At 66.5% G+C, this 17256-nt stretch carries 14 protein-coding genes and 1 pseudogene; 10 read left to right on the forward strand and 5 right to left on the reverse strand.

The genetic code is table 11. The features are described 5' to 3' along the window. Positions 1 to 8 precede the first annotated feature (8 nt). Together ACQ86A_RS08300 and ACQ86A_RS08305 are read left to right on the forward strand one after the other, a co-directional pair. Positions 9 to 545: an AAA family ATPase gene (locus tag ACQ86A_RS08300; protein WP_431280072.1), complete on the forward strand. Its 537-nt coding sequence runs from the start codon at positions 9 to 11 to the stop codon at positions 543 to 545. Between the two features lies 1 nt (position 546). After that, positions 547 to 1350, forward strand: coding sequence for a YaaA family protein (locus ACQ86A_RS08305; RefSeq protein ID WP_431280073.1), 804 nt, complete (start codon positions 547 to 549; stop codon positions 1348 to 1350). Positions 1351 to 1789: 439 nt separating this feature from the next. On the opposite strand, the gene ACQ86A_RS08310 is transcribed toward ACQ86A_RS08305, so the two are convergent. Further along, positions 1790 to 2365 carry a DNA-3-methyladenine glycosylase I gene (locus ACQ86A_RS08310; RefSeq protein ID WP_431280074.1) on the reverse strand — a complete coding sequence of 192 codons (576 nt, stop codon included), beginning with the start codon at positions 2363 to 2365 and terminating at the stop codon, positions 1790 to 1792. Then, positions 2362 to 2859, reverse strand: coding sequence for a methylated-DNA--[protein]-cysteine S-methyltransferase (locus ACQ86A_RS08315; protein WP_431280075.1), 498 nt, complete (start codon positions 2857 to 2859; stop codon positions 2362 to 2364). The genes ACQ86A_RS08310 and ACQ86A_RS08315 overlap by 4 nt, the downstream gene beginning before the upstream one ends. A gap of 115 nt (positions 2860 to 2974) precedes the next feature. On the opposite strand from ACQ86A_RS08315, the gene ACQ86A_RS08320 reads away from it, so the two are divergent. The 4 genes from ACQ86A_RS08320 (at position 2975) to ACQ86A_RS08335 (ending at position 8475) form a co-directional block, all read left to right on the forward strand. Beyond that, entirely contained in the window at positions 2975 to 3955 is a 981-nt protein-coding gene (locus ACQ86A_RS08320; protein ID WP_431280076.1) for an aldo/keto reductase, read from the forward strand. 83 nt (positions 3956 to 4038) lie between these two features. Beyond that, on the forward strand, positions 4039 to 4752 hold the full coding sequence (locus tag ACQ86A_RS08325; RefSeq protein WP_431280077.1) for a TetR/AcrR family transcriptional regulator: 714 nt from the start codon (positions 4039 to 4041) through the stop codon (positions 4750 to 4752). A gap of 8 nt (positions 4753 to 4760) precedes the next feature. Then, positions 4761 to 6494, forward strand: a complete 1734-nt coding sequence (locus ACQ86A_RS08330) for an ABC transporter ATP-binding protein (RefSeq protein ID WP_431280078.1) — start codon at positions 4761 to 4763, stop codon at positions 6492 to 6494. 85 nt (positions 6495 to 6579) lie between these two features. Then, entirely contained in the window at positions 6580 to 8475 is a 1896-nt protein-coding gene (locus ACQ86A_RS08335; RefSeq protein ID WP_431280079.1) for an ABC transporter ATP-binding protein, read from the forward strand. Between the two features lie 147 nt (positions 8476 to 8622). Here the strand turns inward: ACQ86A_RS08335 and ACQ86A_RS08340 are convergent, their stop codons facing one another. From ACQ86A_RS08340 to ACQ86A_RS08350, 3 genes and pseudogenes are all read right to left on the reverse strand, one after another. Beyond that, a complete protein-coding gene (locus ACQ86A_RS08340; protein WP_431280080.1) occupies positions 8623 to 10017 on the reverse strand; it encodes an NAD(P)/FAD-dependent oxidoreductase in 1395 nt (464 codons plus the stop codon). A 9-nt stretch (positions 10018 to 10026) separates the two neighbouring features. Further along, a pseudogene (locus ACQ86A_RS08345) lies at positions 10027 to 11438 on the reverse strand (aspartate aminotransferase family protein). A 2-nt stretch (positions 11439 to 11440) separates the two neighbouring features. Beyond that, entirely contained in the window at positions 11441 to 11971 is a 531-nt protein-coding gene (locus ACQ86A_RS08350; protein ID WP_431280081.1) for an Lrp/AsnC family transcriptional regulator, read from the reverse strand. A gap of 39 nt (positions 11972 to 12010) precedes the next feature. Here ACQ86A_RS08350 and ACQ86A_RS08355 point away from each other — a divergent pair, with 39 nt between their 5' ends. The 4 genes from ACQ86A_RS08355 to ACQ86A_RS08370 are packed head-to-tail and all read left to right on the forward strand — an operon-like array spanning position 12011 to position 16999. Further along, positions 12011 to 13444: a gamma-aminobutyraldehyde dehydrogenase gene (locus ACQ86A_RS08355; RefSeq protein WP_431280082.1), complete on the forward strand. Its 1434-nt coding sequence runs from the start codon at positions 12011 to 12013 to the stop codon at positions 13442 to 13444. Positions 13445 to 13503: 59 nt separating this feature from the next. Next, a complete protein-coding gene (locus ACQ86A_RS08360; protein WP_431280083.1) occupies positions 13504 to 14940 on the forward strand; it encodes a gamma-aminobutyraldehyde dehydrogenase in 1437 nt (478 codons plus the stop codon). 45 nt (positions 14941 to 14985) lie between these two features. Next, positions 14986 to 16125, forward strand: coding sequence for an FHA domain-containing protein (locus ACQ86A_RS08365; RefSeq protein ID WP_431280084.1), 1140 nt, complete (start codon positions 14986 to 14988; stop codon positions 16123 to 16125). 37 nt (positions 16126 to 16162) lie between these two features. Continuing rightward, a complete protein-coding gene (locus ACQ86A_RS08370) occupies positions 16163 to 16999 on the forward strand; it encodes a PP2C family protein-serine/threonine phosphatase (protein ID WP_431280085.1) in 837 nt (278 codons plus the stop codon). Positions 17000 to 17256 lie beyond the last annotated feature (257 nt).

Raw genomic sequence — 17256 nt, forward strand, 5'->3', positions numbered from 1 at the left:
GGGGAACGATGGATCGGCAGTTCGGGGATGTTCGCGTCCCCGTTCTGATCGCAATGGCGGGCTTGCCCGGTTCGGGCAAGTCCACTCTCGCCGAGATCATCGGCGCCCGGCTCGGAGCGACGACGGTCTCGGTCGACCCGATCGAGGCCTCGATCCTACGTGCCGGGATCGAGTCCGACCAGCCCACCGGGCTCGCCGCCTACCTCGTCGCCGAGACCATGGCCGAGCAGGTGCTGCTCTCCGGTCACTCGGTGATCGTGGATGCGGTCAACGCGGTCGAACCGGCCCGGCTCCAGTGGCGAGACCTCGCCGAGCGCTCCGACGTCAAGCTGCGCGTGATCGAGGTCGTCTGCTCCGACGATTCCCTGCACCAGGAGCGGCTGGCGAAGCGCAGTCCACTGCTGAGCGCATACGCCGTCGAGCAGAGCATCGAGGAGTACTCCGAGTGGCGGGGAGCCTGTGCGGCCATGCCGCGCATCACCCTCGACACGGTTGCTCCGCTGGGCGAGAACGTCGAGACCGCGTTGGCCTTCCTGGAAGGCTGACGTGCTCATCCTTCTTCCTCCCTCCGAGACCAAGCGCGACGGGGGAGCGGGGGATCCGCTCGCGCTCGATTCGCTCGCCTTTCCCGAGCTAACGCGCGTCCGGCGGTCGGTGCTTCGAGCCGTCGCTGCGCTGTCGCGCAATCGCGAGGCGACCATCCGGGCACTCAAGCTCGGACCCAAGCAGGCCGGCGAGGTCGACCGCAACCGGGCCATCCCGAAGGCTGCGACGATGCCAGCGCTCTCGCGGTACACCGGGGTGCTCTATGACGCTCTCGATGCGGGTGCTCTGACCTCTGACCAGCGCGACTTCGCGCACGCGAACGTCGCAGTCCACTCGGCCCTGCTCGGTCTCGTGGCCGCGGGGGACGAGATCCCGGCCTACCGGCTGTCCTTCGACTCGCGACTGTCGGTGACCAAGGACGTGCCCACGCTCAAGAAGCAGTGGGCCCCAGCGGTGGCGAAAGCACTCGCCGATCGTGATGGTCTCATCCTCGACCTGCGGTCGGAAGGCTATGCAGCGCTCGGTCCGACGCCCGTGCGTGACCACGTTCACTATGTGCGAGTTCTGGCTCGGGATGCGGGCGGAGCCGTGCGCGCGCTCAACCACTTCAACAAGCAGGCCAAAGGCCTGTTCACCCGCGCTCTCATCGAGGCGGGCGTCGACTTCAGCACGACGGACGAGCTTCTATCCTGGGCGCGGGCGGAGGGTTACGACCTCACTGTCGCCGCCGACGGCGGGGAACTCGAGCTCGTCGTCCCGGAAGTCGCGGGCGAGCCGGGCAAGCTGATCGCGGTTCTGCGCTAGTCGGCAGTCGCTTCGGGTGCGCTCTCAGCACCTCACCCCCGAATTGGTCACCGGAAATTGCTGCATCGACGCAATGTGTTGCGCGAATCAGTGGTGGACCTGAGGAAACTGAGATAAACTCATACATAGGTGAAGCTCAATCACAGCTTCGTATCGGGCAATGCGAGCCAGAGGAGGAGCTAGCAGCCGAGGTGGTGTAGCGCTTTCGCACAGTCGCGAAGTGCTCTGCCCCGCCGAACTGTCGGGCCGACGTAGCGGTAACCCGGCGTGAATCCCCTCACGCCGACCTCGAACGTTTGGATTCGCGAGATCAATCATTTCCGCCTGCGGTCGGGCACGTGCGGACTGGGCCTCGCGAGCGAGAATCCGAACCGGAGAACCGAGTGCCGTCGTCGGCCCGACCCATTCACCTCCAGCCCCGTGTCGGACGAGCCCAGCGTCAGGATGCGCGGAAGCAGCCCACGAAATGGTCGTCGACCATGCCGGTCGACTGCATCAGTGCGTACATGGTCGTGGGCCCGACGAACTTGAATCCCCGCTTACGCAACTCTTTGCTCATCGCGGTGGATTCGACAGTGACGGCAGGCACGTCGCCCCACTCCTTCGGGCGCGGCAGGATTCCCGGCTGCGGCGCGAAACCCCACATCAGGTCGGTGAGGCTCTCGTCGAGCGCCAGGACGGCTCGGGCATTCGCGATGGTCGCCTCGATCTTGCCGCGATGGCGGATGATCCGCGCATCCTGGAGCAGTCGTTCGACATCGCTCTCTTGCATGGCCGCGACGTCGGTGACCTCGAAGTTGTGGAACACCTCACGGAAGGCCGGGCGTCTGCGCAGGATCGTGATCCAGGAGAGCCCGGCCTGGAACCCCTCCAGGCAGAGCTTCTCGTAGAGAGCGCGAGGGTCGCGCTGCTCCACGCCCCATTCCTCGTCGTGATACCGCCGGTACTCAGGGTCGGTGGCCGCCCAGGAGCAGCGGGCGAGGCCGTCTTCTCCAGTGATGACTGCGTCGCTCATGCGGCCAGCATGATCCCCTCGTGGGACAGCAGCCACAGTTTGGTGGGGACTCCCTCACCGCCGCTGTAGCCGGTGATCTTGCCGTTGGAGGCCAGGATGCGGTGGCAGCCGATGATGATCGGGATCGGGTTGGCGCCGACCGCGCCGCCGATGGCTCGGCCGGAACCCGGGCGCCCGATCTCGGCGCCGAGCTCGCCGTACGACAGGAACTGGCCGTACTGCAGGTCGGAGAGGCGCTGCCAGACCGCGCGCTGGAACTCCGACCCGGCCGGCTCCACCGGCAGCTCGAAGTTCTTGCGGTCGCCCGCGAAGTATTCGGTGAGCTGCTGAACGGCGAGCTCGAGAACCGCGGTGCTGCGCTCGGGATGCTCTTCGAGCGGCAGGTGACCGCCGCGTTCGATCGACAGGGAGGTGATGGACTGACCGTCGCTCGTAATTTCGAGGCGCCCGATCGGGCTGCTCATGCGTGTGAGATAGGCGAAGGAAGTGCTCATGTTCCGACTCTAGGGGCTGCCACCGACGCTCACTCGCGGAAATCGGACATTGGGGACAACCTCACTTTTCGCTGCCCTGGGGAGGAGCGTTCGCGAGGGCAAATAGACTCGAAGCATGGCAGAAATCGACTATCGCACACTCGGAAACTCGGGGCTCATCGTCTCGACCATCGGCCTCGGCTGCAACAACTTCGGACGCACGGGCACCGCATCCGAAAGCCAGGAGGGAACGGATGCGGTGATCGACGCGGCCGTCGATGCGGGGGTCACCTTCTTCGACACGGCGGACATCTACGGCGCGGAGCGCGGCCTGTCGGAGACGCTGATGGGCAACTCGCTTCGGGGCGGCAAGCGCGAGAAGATCGTGCTCGCGACGAAGTTCGGGATGGACATGGCGGGCGCCAACGGACCGGATTGGGGCGTGCGCGGATCGCGCCGGTACATCCGTCTCGCCGTCGAGGCGTCGCTTCGCCGGCTGCAGACCGACTGGATCGACCTCTACCAGCTGCACCAACCTGACCCGATCACGCCGATCGAAGAGACCCTGGCGACGCTGGAAGACCTCATCGCTGAAGGCAAGATCCGCTACATCGGCCATTCCAACCTGGCCGGCTGGCAGATCGCCGAGGCCGAGTTCACGGCCCAGCTGAACGGCCACCCCAGGTTCATCTCCTCGCAGAACGAGTTCAGCCTGCTCGCTCGGGATGCCGAGAGGGAGGTGCTGCCTGCAGTGAACAAGTACGGGCTCGGGTTCCTGCCGTACTTCCCGTTGTACAACGGTCTCTTCACCGGCAAGTTCACCCGCGAAGGCGGCCCCGCCGACAGCAGGATCATGATGATCCGCAAGCACCTCGTCGACAATGCTCCGTGGGACGTCATCGAGCAGTACCAGGCGTTCTGCGACGAGCGCGGGGTGTCGATGCTCGAGGCGACGTTCGCCTGGCTTCTCGCCCAGCCGGGGCTCACCAGTGTCATCGCAGGAGCCACAAAGCCCGAGCAGATCGTGCAGAACGCCGAGGCGGCAACGGCCTGGCGTGCGACCGACGAAGACATCGCGGCCATCACCGCTCTGTTCTCCGCCGGTTCGCCTGCCTGACGACGACAGCGCCGGATCCGTTCGCGCCGAGCGAACGGATCCGACCTTGTGAGTGAGCACTCACTCCGCCTAGGATCACCCCTGTGGATAGTGCAGCTCAGCCGACGAACGACCCGTCGGACAAGCCCGGAGCCGGTCGTCGAGCGCAGCCGCTCTCCGTCGAGGAGCGGCAGGCGATGATCATCGACGCCGTCATCCCGCTCCTCATCGAGCACGGTCGGGCGGTGACGTCCAAACAGATCGCCGAGGCGGCGGGTGTCGCCGAAGGCACGATCTTCCGAGCGTTCGGCGACAAGGAGACGCTCGTGCAGGCGGCGATCGAGAAATACCTCGATCCCGAACCCCTCCGGGACGCCCTTCGCGCGATCGACCCGGCGTTGCCGCTCAAGCACAAGGTGCGAGCGATCATCTTCCTCCTGCGCGACCGCTTCCAGAGCGTGATGCGTCTGATGGCCGTCATCGGCGGTCAGCGGCCGCCGGTACCTCAGGAACGGCACTACTTCGCGCAGATCATCGGCAGCATCCTGGAACCCGACATGCACAGGCTCAACTGGCCTGCGGAGCGCATCGGCTACATCCTGCGGCTGATCAGCTTCGCCACCGCCTTCCCTGCACTCAACGAGGGCGTCGAGTTCAGCATCGACGAGCTGGCGCGCATCGTCCTCGTCGGGATCGCGGGCGACGCGCCCGAGGATCTCGATCTCACCGCGCCGGCCGCATCTTTTCCGGCAAACGCTTCGGCAACCGCTTCGGCAACCGCACCAACCTCCGCACCAATCGCATCCTCAGCACTCTAGGGAGACCCATGCTGCTCAAATTGCTCGGCCAGTTCTTGCGGCCGCACTGGCCGCTCCTCACGGGGGTGATCATCTTCCAGCTGGCGCAGTCGCTGCTCTCGCTGTGGCTGCCGACGCTGAACGCCGACATCACCGACAACGGCATCGCCAAGGGCGACACCGGCTACATCATCATGGTGGGCGCCGAGATGCTCGGCGTGACCCTGCTGCAGGTCGCCTGCTCGATCACCGCGGTCTACTTCGGTGCCAAGGTCGCCATGCGGGTCGGTCGCGACCTGCGCGGTGCGATCTTCCAGAAGGTGGGCGTCTTCTCCGAGCGAGAGGTGTCGAAGTTCGGGGCGCCCTCGCTGATCACCCGCAACACGAACGACGTGCAGCAGGTGCAGATGCTCGTGCTGATGACGTGCACCCTCCTGATCTCTGCGCCGATTCTCGCGATCGGCGGCATCATCCTCGCGCTGCAGCAGGATCTGACGCTGTCGTGGCTGATCGTCGTGAGCGTACCGGTGCTGCTGATCGCCGTCAGCCTGATCATCTCGCGCATGATCCCGCTGTTCCGCAAGATGCAGACCCGCATCGACAGCGTCAACCGTGTGCTGCGCGAGCAGCTGACCGGAATCCGGGTCGTTCGCGCGTTCGTGCGCGAGGACATCGAGACGAACCGGTTCAAGAAGGCGAACGAGGACGTGACGGATACCGCCCTCCGCGCCGGCCGTCTGTTCGCCCTGATGTTCCCGATCGTCATGCTCGTGCTGAACGTGTCGAGCGTTGCCGTGATCTGGTTCGGCGGATTCCGCGTGCAGGACGGCTCGCTGCAGATCGGAACGCTGACCGCGTTCCTGCAGTACCTCATCCTGATCCTCAGCTCGGTGATGATGGCGACGTTCATGGCCGTGCTGGTGCCGCGCGCATCCGTCTGCGCCGATCGCATCGGCGAGGTGCTCGGCACAGAGTCGTCGGTGCGCGCTGTCGAGAACCCGGTGACGACCCTAGAGTCCCACGGGACACTCGAGTTCGTCGACGTCGGCTTCTCGTATCCGGGAGCCGAGCAGCCGGTGCTCAGTGACGTGACCTTCCTCGCCGAGACCGGCAAGACGACGGCGATCATCGGGAGCACCGGCGCCGGCAAGACGACGCTCGTCAACCTCATCCCGCGGCTGTTCGACGCCACCAGTGGCATCGTCCTCGTGGACGGCGTCGACGTGGCCGAGCTCGACCCCGACCTGCTCTGGTCGCGCATCGGGCTCATCCCGCAGAAGCCGTACCTCTTCTCGGGCACGGTGGCGAGCAATTTGCGGTACGGCAAGCCCGACGCAACCGACGAGGAACTCTGGCACGCCCTCGAGGTCGCCCAGGCCAAGGACTTCGTCGAAGCAATGACCGACAAGCTCGACGCGCCGATCGTTCAGGGCGGCACGAACGTCTCCGGCGGTCAACGACAACGGTTGGCGATCGCGAGAGCGCTCGTGAAGCGGCCCGAGATCTACGTCTTCGACGACTCGTTCTCGGCTCTCGACACGGCGACGGATGCGCGGCTGCGGGCAGCGCTCAGCCGCGACGTCGCCGACGCCACCATGATCGTCGTCGCGCAGCGGGTGTCGACCATCGTCGACGCCGACCAGATCATCGTGCTGGACGACGGCCGCGTGGTCGGCCGCGGAACGCACGAAGAACTCTTCGAGACCAATGAGACGTACGCAGAGATCGTCTCCTCGCAGCTCACCGCGGAGGAAGCAGCATGAGCGACACCGAGACCGACACCGAGCAGCAGGCTCCCGTCCGTCCCCCGCGCGTCGCGGTCCCGGCGGCGGTGGACCGTTCGGCGGGATGCAGGGCCCCGTCGAGAAGTCGATGAACTTCTGGCCGTCAGCCAAGCGCCTCGCCGGTCGGCTGCGTCCCGAGGCCTGGGGCATGGTCTTCGTGACACTGCTCGCGATCGTGAGCGTGCTGTTCGCGGTGCTCGGGCCGAAACTGCTCGGCAACGCGATCAACCTGGTCTTCGCCGGGGCGCTCTCGATGCAGTTCCCGAAGGGGATGACGCAGGAGCAGGTCATCGAGGGACTTCGCGCAGCGCACCAGACCCAGTTCGCGGATCTGCTCAGCGGCACAACTTTCACGCCCGGCGCCGGAATCGACTTCACGGCTGTGGGCACGATCCTGATGTGGGTGCTCGCCCTGTACGTGCTGTCGTCGGTGTTCAGCTATCTCCAGGCATACGTGCTCAACGGGATCACCCAGCGCACGGTCTACCGTCTGCGCGAAGAGGTCGAGACCAAGATCAACAAGCTTCCCCTCAAGTACTTCGACGGGATGCAGCGCGGCGAGCTTCTCAGCCGGGTCACGAACGACATCGACAACATCTCGCAGACCCTGCAGCAGACGATGAGCCAGTTGCTCACGTCGCTGCTCACGGTCATCGGCGTGGTCGTGCTGATGTTCGTCATCTCCCCGCTGCTCGCGGTGATCGCACTGATCACCATCCCGCTCACCCTGGTGGTGACGATGCTGATCGCGAGGCGCTCGCAGAAGCTGTTCGTCGCCCAGTGGAAGAACACCGGCGAGCTCAACGGGCAGATCGAGGAGGCTTTCACCGGCCACGCGCTCGTCAAGGTCTTCGGTCGCCACCGCGAGGTCGAGGAGCAGTTCCGGCTGAAGAACGAGGAGATGTACGAGGCCAGCTTCGGCGCCCAGTTCATCTCCGGCATCATCATGCCGGCGATGATGTTCATCGGAAACCTGATGTACGTCGTGATCGCGGTGGCCGGCGGACTGCAAGTTGCGACCGGCGCGATGCAGCTCGGTGACGTGACCGCGTTCATCCAGTACTCGCGTCAGTTCACCCAGCCGCTGACCCAGCTGGGGTCGATGGCGAACCTGCTGCAGTCGGGTGTCGCGTCGTCCGAGCGGGTGTTCGAGCTCCTGGATGCGGACGAGCAGTCCCCGGATCCCGAGCACCCCGAGAGCCCCCAGGGCACGAAGGGCCGCTTGGCCTTCGAGGACGTGTCGTTCCGGTACGTCGAAGACAAGCCGCTCATCGAGGACCTCTCCCTCGTGGCGCAGCCGGGACAGACGGTCGCGATCGTCGGACCGACGGGCGCCGGCAAGACGACCCTCGTCAACCTGATGATGCGCTTCTACGAGCTCGACAGCGGCCGGATCACGCTCGACGGCGTCGACATAGCGTCGATGACCAGGCGTGACCTGCGCGGCCGAATGGGGATGGTGCTGCAGGACACCTGGCTGTTCAACGGGACGATCCGCGACAACATCGCGTACGGGCGTCCGGATGCGACGGAGGAGGAGATCCTCGACGCGGCCCGCGCCACGTACGTCGACCGCTTCGTGCACTCCCTGCCCGATGGGTACGACACTGTGCTCGACGACGAGGGCGGCAACGTCTCCGCCGGTGAGAAGCAGCTGCTGACGATCGCACGGGCGTTCCTCGCCCGGCCGAGCGTGCTCATCCTGGACGAGGCCACGAGCTCGGTCGACACACGCACCGAGGTTCTGGTGCAGAAGGCGATGGCAGCTCTGCGGTCCGATCGCACGAGCTTCGTGATCGCGCACCGCCTGTCGACGATTCGGGATGCGGACCTCATCCTGGTCATGGAGGCCGGCCGGATCGTCGAGCAGGGCACCCACGCCGAGCTGCTCGCCGCCGGCGGCGCGTACTACACGCTCTACAACGCGCAGTTCGCGGCGCCCGTCATCGACGAGGTCTGACCCGAACCCGAGCCCAACCCATCGAGGGGTCGCAACACGCCGTCAGCGCCGAGCGCGTGACGGCGTGTTGCGACCCCTCGTTGTTTCGGGGTGCGCGGCACGCGGGATGCGCGGGGCGCCGGGGGCGTGCGGCGTCCGCGGCAGGCGTCAGTGGCCGGTGAAGGGCGCGATGATGCGGGAGATGACGGAGGGGCGGCGCGTGACACGCTCCTCGATGTCGGCGAACTGCATCCCGACGAGACCGGCGTTGGCGGCGGCGAACCGGAGCGGCTCGGGTTCCCAGCGCGGGGAGCGGTGACCGACCCACGGCAGGCGGGTGAGTGCGGTGCGCTTGCCGCCGAGCAGGTCGGCGACCGTGCGCCCGGCGAGGTTCGTCGTGCTGAGCCCGTCGCCGACGTAGCCGCCCGCCCAGGCTTCGCGACGATCCGCATCGAACCCGACGCTCGCGTGCCAGTCGCGAGGGATGCCGAGCGGGCCGCCCCAGTGGTGGGTGATGCGAGCATCCGCCACATCCGGGAAGAGGTCGACGAGGGCGTGGCGCAGGTGTTCGCGCACCCGCTCGACCCGGTCGTAGCCCGGACGGATCGCGCTGCCGGCGTGATAGAACGCACCACGGCCGCCGAACGCTATGCGGTTGTCGGCGGTGCGTTGACCGTAGATGATCAGGTGCCGGAAATCCGCGAAGGTCTGACCGTGCTGGATCCCGATGCGCTCCCAGGTCTCCTCCGAGAGCGGCTCGGTCGCGATCATCAGGGAGTACAGGGGCAGGATGCGCCGACCGACCTGTGCGATGCCCGAGCCGTAGCCCTCGGTGGCGTTGACGACCGTGCCCGCCCGGATCGTGCGCGGAACACCGCCGGAAAGCACGGACACCCGCCCCTGCTCCCAGGACAGCACCTCGATACCCTCGTAGATGGTCGCCCCGTGCCGTTCGACCGCTCGCGCAAGTCCCCGCACGAGCTTGCCGGGGTGGATGCGTGCGCAGGCCGGTGTGAATGTCGCGGCCAGCGCATCCTGAGCCCCGAAACGGCTGCGCACGGTCTCGGTGCCGAGCAACGCCACCCGGTCGACGCCGTAGCGCTCGGATTCCTCGAACTCGGCTCGGGCCCCGGCGATCTGCACGCGAGTCCGCGCGAACGTCACGGTTCCGCCGCGGACGTAGTCGCAGTCGATGCGTTCGGCCTCGGCGGCGCGACCGACCTCGTCGACTGTGTCGACCATCGCCTGCCGTTGCTCGACAGCCGCCTCGAAGCCGTAACGGCCCTCTAGAGCGGTGGCCGAGAGCGGGAAGAGGGCCGAGCACCAACCGCCGTTGCGTCCGGATGCGCCGAACCCGGCGATCTCTTTCTCCAGTACCGCGATCTTCAGGGTCGGGTCGGCCAGCAACAGGTAGTACGCCGACCACAGCCCCGTGAGGCCGCCGCCGACGATAGCCACGTCGACGTCGATGTCGTCGCCGAGCCCCGGCCGTGCAGGGAACCCGTGCTCAGGCTCGCTGATCGACTCGAACCAGAGCCCGACCCGCTCGTATCCCGTCGCCACCGTCGTCGATCAGAGGTGGTTGGACGCTTCGGTGAGGACGGATTCGAGGATCTGACGGATCTCGGTGAACTCGGCGGGGCCGATGGTGAGCGGCGGAGCGAGCTGCACGACGGGGTCGCCGCGGTCGTCGGCACGGCAGTACAGCCCGGCCTCGAAGAGCGCCTTGGAGAGGAATCCGCGGAGGAGACGCTCGGACTCGTCGTCGTCGAAGGTCTCCTTCGTCTTCTTGTCCTTGACCAGCTCGATGCCGAAGAAGTAGCCGTCTCCGCGAACGTCCCCGACGATCGGGAGGGTCAGCAGCTTCTCGAGCTCCGCACGGAACAGCGGCGAGTTCACGCGAACGCGATCGTTCAGCTTCTCCTCCTCGAAGATGTCGAGGTTGGCGAGGGCGACGGCAGCCGAAACAGGATGCCCGCCGAACGTGTAGCCGTGATAGAACGACGTGTTGCCGTGCTTGAACGGCTCGTAGAGCTTGTCGCTGATGATCGTCGCGCCGATGGGGAGTACCCGCTGGTCATGCCCTTGGCGCAGGTGATCATGTCGGGCACGTAGCCGTACTCGTCGCAGGCGAACATGTGGCCGATGCGGCCGAAGGCGCAGATGACCTCGTCGCTCACCATGAGCACGTCGTACTTGTCGCAGATCTCGCGGACGCGCTGGAAGTATCCGGGAGGCGGAGGGAAGCATCCGCCCGAGTTCTGCACCGGCTCGAGGAAGATCGCCGCGACGGTCTCCGGACCCTCGAACTGGATCATCTCCTCGATGCGGTTCGCCGCCCAGACGCCGAACGCCTCGATGTCGTCACTCGGTGCGCCCATCTCGGCCGCGCGGTAGAAGTTGGTGTTCGGCACGCGGAACCCGCCCGGGGTCACCGGTTCGAACATCTCTTTCATGGCGGGGATGCCCGTGATCGCGAGCGCGCCCTGAGGAGTGCCGTGGTAGGCCACGGCACGCGAGAGCACCTTGTGCTTGGTGGGACGCCCCTGCAGCTTCCAGTAGTACTTGGCGAGCTTGAAGGCGGTCTCGACCGCCTCGCCGCCGCCGGTGGAGAAGAAGACGCGGTTCAGATCTCCGGGCGCGTAGTGGGCGAGGCGGTCGGCGAGCTCGATGGCGTTCGGATGCGCGTACGACCAGATCGGGAAGAACGCCAACTCCTCGGCCTGCTTGGCCGCCGTCTCGGCGAGGCGCTTGCGACCGTGACCGGCGTTCACCACGAAGAGCCCGGAGAGCCCGTCGATGTACTTGCGGCCCTGGGAGTCCCAGATGTGATGACCGACGCCTTTCGTGATGATGGGCACGCCGGGGCCGTCTTCCATGACGGACTGGCGGGCGAAGTGCATCCAGAGGTGATCCCTGGCCTTGGCCTGCAGTGCGGCGTCTGCCGCGGTGGACGAAGCGTCGACCGTTTCTACGGATGTCATGGTTACCGTGTTCCCCAGTTGTAGAACTGTTTGTGGAGTTTGAGATAGACGAACGTCTCGGTCGACAGCACGCCGTCGAGGGTCCGGATCTCGGAGTTGAGCATGTTGATCAGATCGAGGTCGTTCTCGCAGACGACTTCGGCCAGGATGTCGAAGCTCCCTGCAGTGAGGACCACGTAGTCGACCGCAGGCATCGAGGCGAGCTTGTCGGCGACGGCGCGCGTGTCGCCTGTCACCCGCACGCCGATCATCGCCTGCCGGTAGAAGCCGAGCTGCATCGGATCGGTGACGGCGACGATCTGCATCACGCCCGACTCGGTCAGCTTCTGCACGCGCTGACGTACCGCCGCTTCGCTGAGACCGACGGCCTTGCCGATCTCCGCGTACGACCGACGACCGTCGACCTGCAGCTGCTCGATGATCGCCTTGGAGACCTCATCGATCTGCGCATGCTTGGCCGGCGACGTGGCGCGGGGGTGCTCATGGAGCGATTGTGTCAGCGGAGACGGCCTCCTGCAAGGGAATCCGCACATTTCTGTTCACTTCGCTGTCGAAATCAGTAGACTCCCGGCATGACCACGCGCGAACTCCGCAATTTCGTCAACGGTGACTTCTCCGACTCGCGCGCGACCGAACGCATCGAGCTCGTCGATCCCGCCACCGAGGAGGTCTACGGGACATCGCCCGTCTCGACGGCTCAGGATGTCGCCGACGCGTACACGGCGGCCCAGAGCGCTTTCGAGGTGTGGGGCGAGACCACCCCGGCCGAACGACAGCTCGCATTGTTCCGGATAGCCGACGCCATGGAGGCGCGGGCCGAGGAGTTCGCCGACGCGGAGTCGCAGGACACCGGCAAGCCGCGTGCGACGCTCGTCGACGACGAGATCCTGCTGTCGGTCGATCAGATCCGCTTCTTCGCGGGCGCCGCCCGCAGCCTCGAGGGCAAGTCGGCCGGCGAGTACATGAAGGACCACACCTCGTTCGTCCGCCGCGAGCCGATCGGCGTGGTCGGGCAGGTCACCCCCTGGAACTACCCGCTCAACATGGCGGTGTGGAAGTTCGCCCCGGCGCTCGCCGCGGGCAACACCACGGTGCTGAAGCCGTCGGACACGACCCCGCTGTCGACACTGCTGCTCGCCGAGGTGGCCGCCGAGTTCCTGCCGCCGGGCGTGCTCAACGTCGTCACAGGCGATCGCACGACCGGTGCTGCGATGACGGACAACCCCATTCCGCAGATGATCTCGATCACCGGGTCTGTCCGAGCCGGGATGGAGGTCGCGCGCGCCGCATCCTTCGATCTGAAGAGGGTGCACCTGGAGCTCGGCGGAAAGGCGCCCGTGATCGTGTTCGACGACGCCGACATCGAGTCGGCCGTCGAGGGGATCGTCGCCGCCGGATACTTCAACGCCGGCCAGGATTGCACGGCGGCCACCCGGCTACTCGTCCAGGCGGGCATCCACGACGAATTCGTCGCCGCGCTCGCCGAGTACGCACGGGCGAACGCCCGCACGGGCGGACCCCAGGAGGACGGCATCCTGTTCGGTCCGGTGAACAACGCCAACCAGCTGGCTCAGGTTTCGGGATTCGTCGACCGGCTCCCGGACCACGCCACCGTCGAACTGGGCGGTCACCGCCAGGGCGATCGCGGCTACTTCTACGAGGCGACGATCGTGTCGGGACTGACCCAGACCGATGAGGCGGTGCAGAACGAGATCTTCGGGCCGGTGCAGACGGTTCAGCGGTTCACCGACGAGGCCGAAGCGCTCCGGTGGGCGAACGACGTCCAGTACGGACTGGCCTCCTCTCTGTGGACCACCAACCACGGCCGGGCGATGCGGATGGCGAAGAACCTCGACTTCGGCTGCGTGTGGATCAACACCCACATTCCGATCGTGGCCGAGATGCCGCACGGCGGGTTCAAACACTCCGGCTACGGCAAGGACCTGTCGTCGTACGGGTTCGAGGACTACACGCGCATCAAGCATGTGATGAGCTACATCGGGTAGCTTTTGCGCCAACAGACACGCAAGACCGAACGAGACTGCGAGAGCTGAAAGGGACTGCCATGAGCATCCGGGAACTGAAGAACTTCATCGGTGGCGACTACGTCGACTCGGCCGCGACGGAGCGGCTGGAGATCATCGATCCGGCGACAGAAGAGGTCATCGCCACCACGCCCGTCTCAACCGAGGCGGACGTCGCCGACGCGTACCGCGCTGCGGCGGGTGCGTTCGCGACGTGGAAAGAGACCACCCCAGGAGAGCGTCAGCTCGCCCTGCTCAAGTTCGCCGATGCGCTCGAGGAGCGCGCGGAGGAGCTAGCCGACGTCGAGGTCAGCAACACGGGCAAGCCCCGCGCCGGGGTCGTGCCCGACGAGGTCGATGTGATGATCGACCAGGTGCGGTTCTTCGCGGGCGCCGCCCGCAACCTCGAGGGCAAGTCAGCCGGCGAGTACATGAAGGACCACACCTCGTTCGTGCGCCGCGAGCCGATCGGCGTGATCGGTCAGGTCACACCGTGGAACTACCCGATGATGATGGCGATCTGGAAGATTGCGCCCGCTCTCGCAGCCGGAAACACCGTCGTGCTGAAGCCGAGCGACTCGACGCCGTCGTCATCGCTCCTGATGGCGGAGATCGGCTCGGAGTTCTTCCCTGCCGGAGCGTTCAACGTGATCACCGGCAACCGGGACACCGGTCGCGCGCTCGTGGCCGACCGCATCCCGCAGATGGTGTCGATCACCGGCTCTGTCCGTGCCGGAATGGAGGTCGCAGGCTCGGCAGCGCTCGATCTGAAGCGCGTCCACCTCGAACTCGGTGGCAAGGCGCCCGTCGTGGTCTTCAATGACGCGGATATCGCAGCCGCGGCTGAGGGTATCGCGACGGCCGGCTTCTACAACGCCGGCCAGGACTGCACGGCGGCGACCCGCGTGCTCGTTCAGGAGGGCATCCACGACGAGTTCGTCGCCGCGCTCGCCGAGTACGCCCGCGACAATGCCAAGACCGGTGCGCCCACCGACGACGGCATCCTGTTCGGTGCGCTCTCCAGCGCCGCCCAGCTCACGAAGGTGCAGGGTTTCATCGACCGGCTGCCCGACCACGCGACCCTGGCGCTCGGCGGTCACCGTCAGGGCGACCGCGGCTACTTCCACGAGGCCACGATCGTCTCGGATCTGGTTCAGGATGACGAGGCCGTGCAGAACGAGATCTTCGGCCCTGTGATCACGGCGCAGAAGTTCGGCGACGAAGCCGAGGCCCTGCGGTTCGCGAACGGCGTGCAGTACGGGCTGGCCTCATCCGTCTGGACACAGAACCACTCCACCGCGATGCGGATGGCGAAGAACCTCGACTTCGGTTGCGTGTGGATCAACACGCACATCCCGCTCGTCGCGGAGATGCCCCACGGCGGGTTCAAGCACTCCGGCTACGGCAAGGATCTCTCGGCGTACGGCTTCGAAGATTACACTCGGATCAAGCACGTCATGAGTTACATCGGCTCGTAGCCCACTCGGGGTCGGCGGCCGGACAAGAAAGCGGGAGGGCCAGGGGTGACTCCCGGTTTCACCAGGTACGCGCCGTCGACCGGTTCGCGTGACTTGCTCCTCGTCGCGGGCAAGAGGTTCGTCGCCGCGTTCGAGAGCTCGGTCTCCGACGAGATCCTCGAATCGCTGTGGTGGCTGGCTGAGTCGGAACTCGCGACGATCGAGTCCGTCGTCGGCGCTTTCCCTCTCACGGGTCCGGATGCGGTGCGCTCGTTCGCGGTCGCCGAACTGGGCGAGCCGAACGCGGCGGGCGAGATCGTCGTCACCGCCGTCGTGCGCGGCGCTGCCGTGGTCGACGTCTTCTCCGTGGGTGGGTCGCGGCGGTTCGCGGCCGGTGGCGTTCAGCCGTGGGTGCTCGCCGAATTCCGTTCGGTGACCGGATTGGTCGTCGGCGGCGATGATCTCGTGACCGGTCCCGTCGCGCAGGCGACCGTCGATTCGCTTCCGCTCGGAACAGGCATCGTCGATGGCGAACTGCTCGTCTGGTCGTCGGCCGTTCTCAAGAGAACAGCCCGGGAGGCCGTCGCGCCGGCGGCCAGGGAGAGCCTGGCGCCGCCAGAGAGCGCGGCGCCCGAAGAAAGTGCAGACGAGACCATCATCCGGCCGCGCGGCGGCGTGAGCCTGTTCGCGCATCCCGAAGCCGACGTCCCCGACGCGCACGAAGTCCCCGATGCGCACGAGCTGCCCGGTGCCGTAGACATCGAACCGCCCGCCGACACGCCGAGGGCGACCACCGCGTTCTCGGATGTGGACAGCTTCCCGGCCACGCAGCCCGTCGCCCTGCCCGCGCCACCGCCCCGGTTCTCGATCCGACTCGGTTCGGGGGACAGTTTCGCTCTCGACGTCCCCGCCCTGGTCGGGCGGCGTCCGGCGCCGCTCAGGGTCGCATCCGGTGCCCAGCCGAGGCTCGTCGCGGTCTCGTCGCCGGACCACCAGGTCTCGTCGACGCACGTGCAGATCGAGCAGGTGGGGGACGCCGTCGTCGTCACCGACCTGCGATCGACCAACGGCACGGTGGTGAGTCCGCTCGGCGGTACGAGCTCCCGGCTGCGTCCCGGCCAGTCGATGGTGGTGCTGCCCGGTGCCATCGTTGAGATCGGCGACGGTAATATCATCGAGATCACCGCCGCTCCGGATGAATCGTGAAAACCGGTTCTCCCGTCACGACTAGAAGAGGACGCGAGTGACCCAGATCGGTCGCAGCAACAGACGCCACAACGTGGTCGTGCCTGGTGCCCCAGACGCGCGCATCAGCCTGTCCTGGGCAGCTCTCAGCGACAAGGGATACCGGAGATCGGTCAACGAGGACAGCCTGCTCGCGCGGTCTCCGATCTTCGCTGTCGCCGACGGCATGGGCGGCCACACCGCCGGTGACTTCGCCAGCACCGCCGTCGTCACACGGCTCGCCGAACAGGTCTCGGTCGACTTCGTCGGCGAAGAGGCTCTGACCTCGGCACTCCGCTCGGCCGTCGATGACATGGGCCGCGGGGTCGGGCACACCGACCTCGGAACGGGGACGACGGTCACCGGCATCGCTCTGACCCTCGTCGACGACGCACCCTATTGGCTCGTGTTCAACATCGGGGACTCCCGGGTGTACAACTTTCGTGACGGAGCCCTCGAGCAGCTCACGCTCGACCACTCGATCGTGCAGGAACTGCTCGATGCGGGCGCGATCACGCCGGCCGAGGCCGAGGTGCATCCGCACAGCAACGTGATCACGCGGGCCGTCGGTTTCAACGAGGACCCTGTGCCCGACTTCTTCCTCTTCCCGATCGTCGCGGGATCGCGCCTTCTGGTCTGCTCGGACGGTCTCACGAAGGAGCTGACCGAGCACGGCATCCGTCATTTCCTCGGCGAGGGAAGTTCCCCACTCGACGCAGCGCAGCAGTTGATGGACGCGGCGCTCGGGAACGGCGGCCGCGACAACGTCACCGTTGTCGTCGTCGACGTGCTGGCGACGCCGGAGAGCGGCACGCATCGAGAGGGTGTTGCCCGCCGGGCAGCTCGCCGCCACTGACGTTCGACCCTGATCGGGGTACAAGGTGTCCCCCGAGTTGGGGGTGCGATAACTGCCCCCAGTCCGGGCGAAGGGCCTCGGCAGGCCCTGAGGCGCTGCCTACAATGGGGAAACCATTGCCGGAGAAGCCCGAGTGGCGTGCGCGGCGTACTTGACACCCACGTCCATCAGCATCGAACGGTGCACCAGTCGAACCGGGAGGCGATATGGCCCGGCGCTTGCCGTCACAGCCGCCGAACCTTCCCGGGTTCTCTTAT

It is taken from the genome of Leifsonia poae (assembly GCF_050632195.1).
Lineage (GTDB): Bacteria > Actinomycetota > Actinomycetes > Actinomycetales > Microbacteriaceae > Leifsonia > Leifsonia poae_C.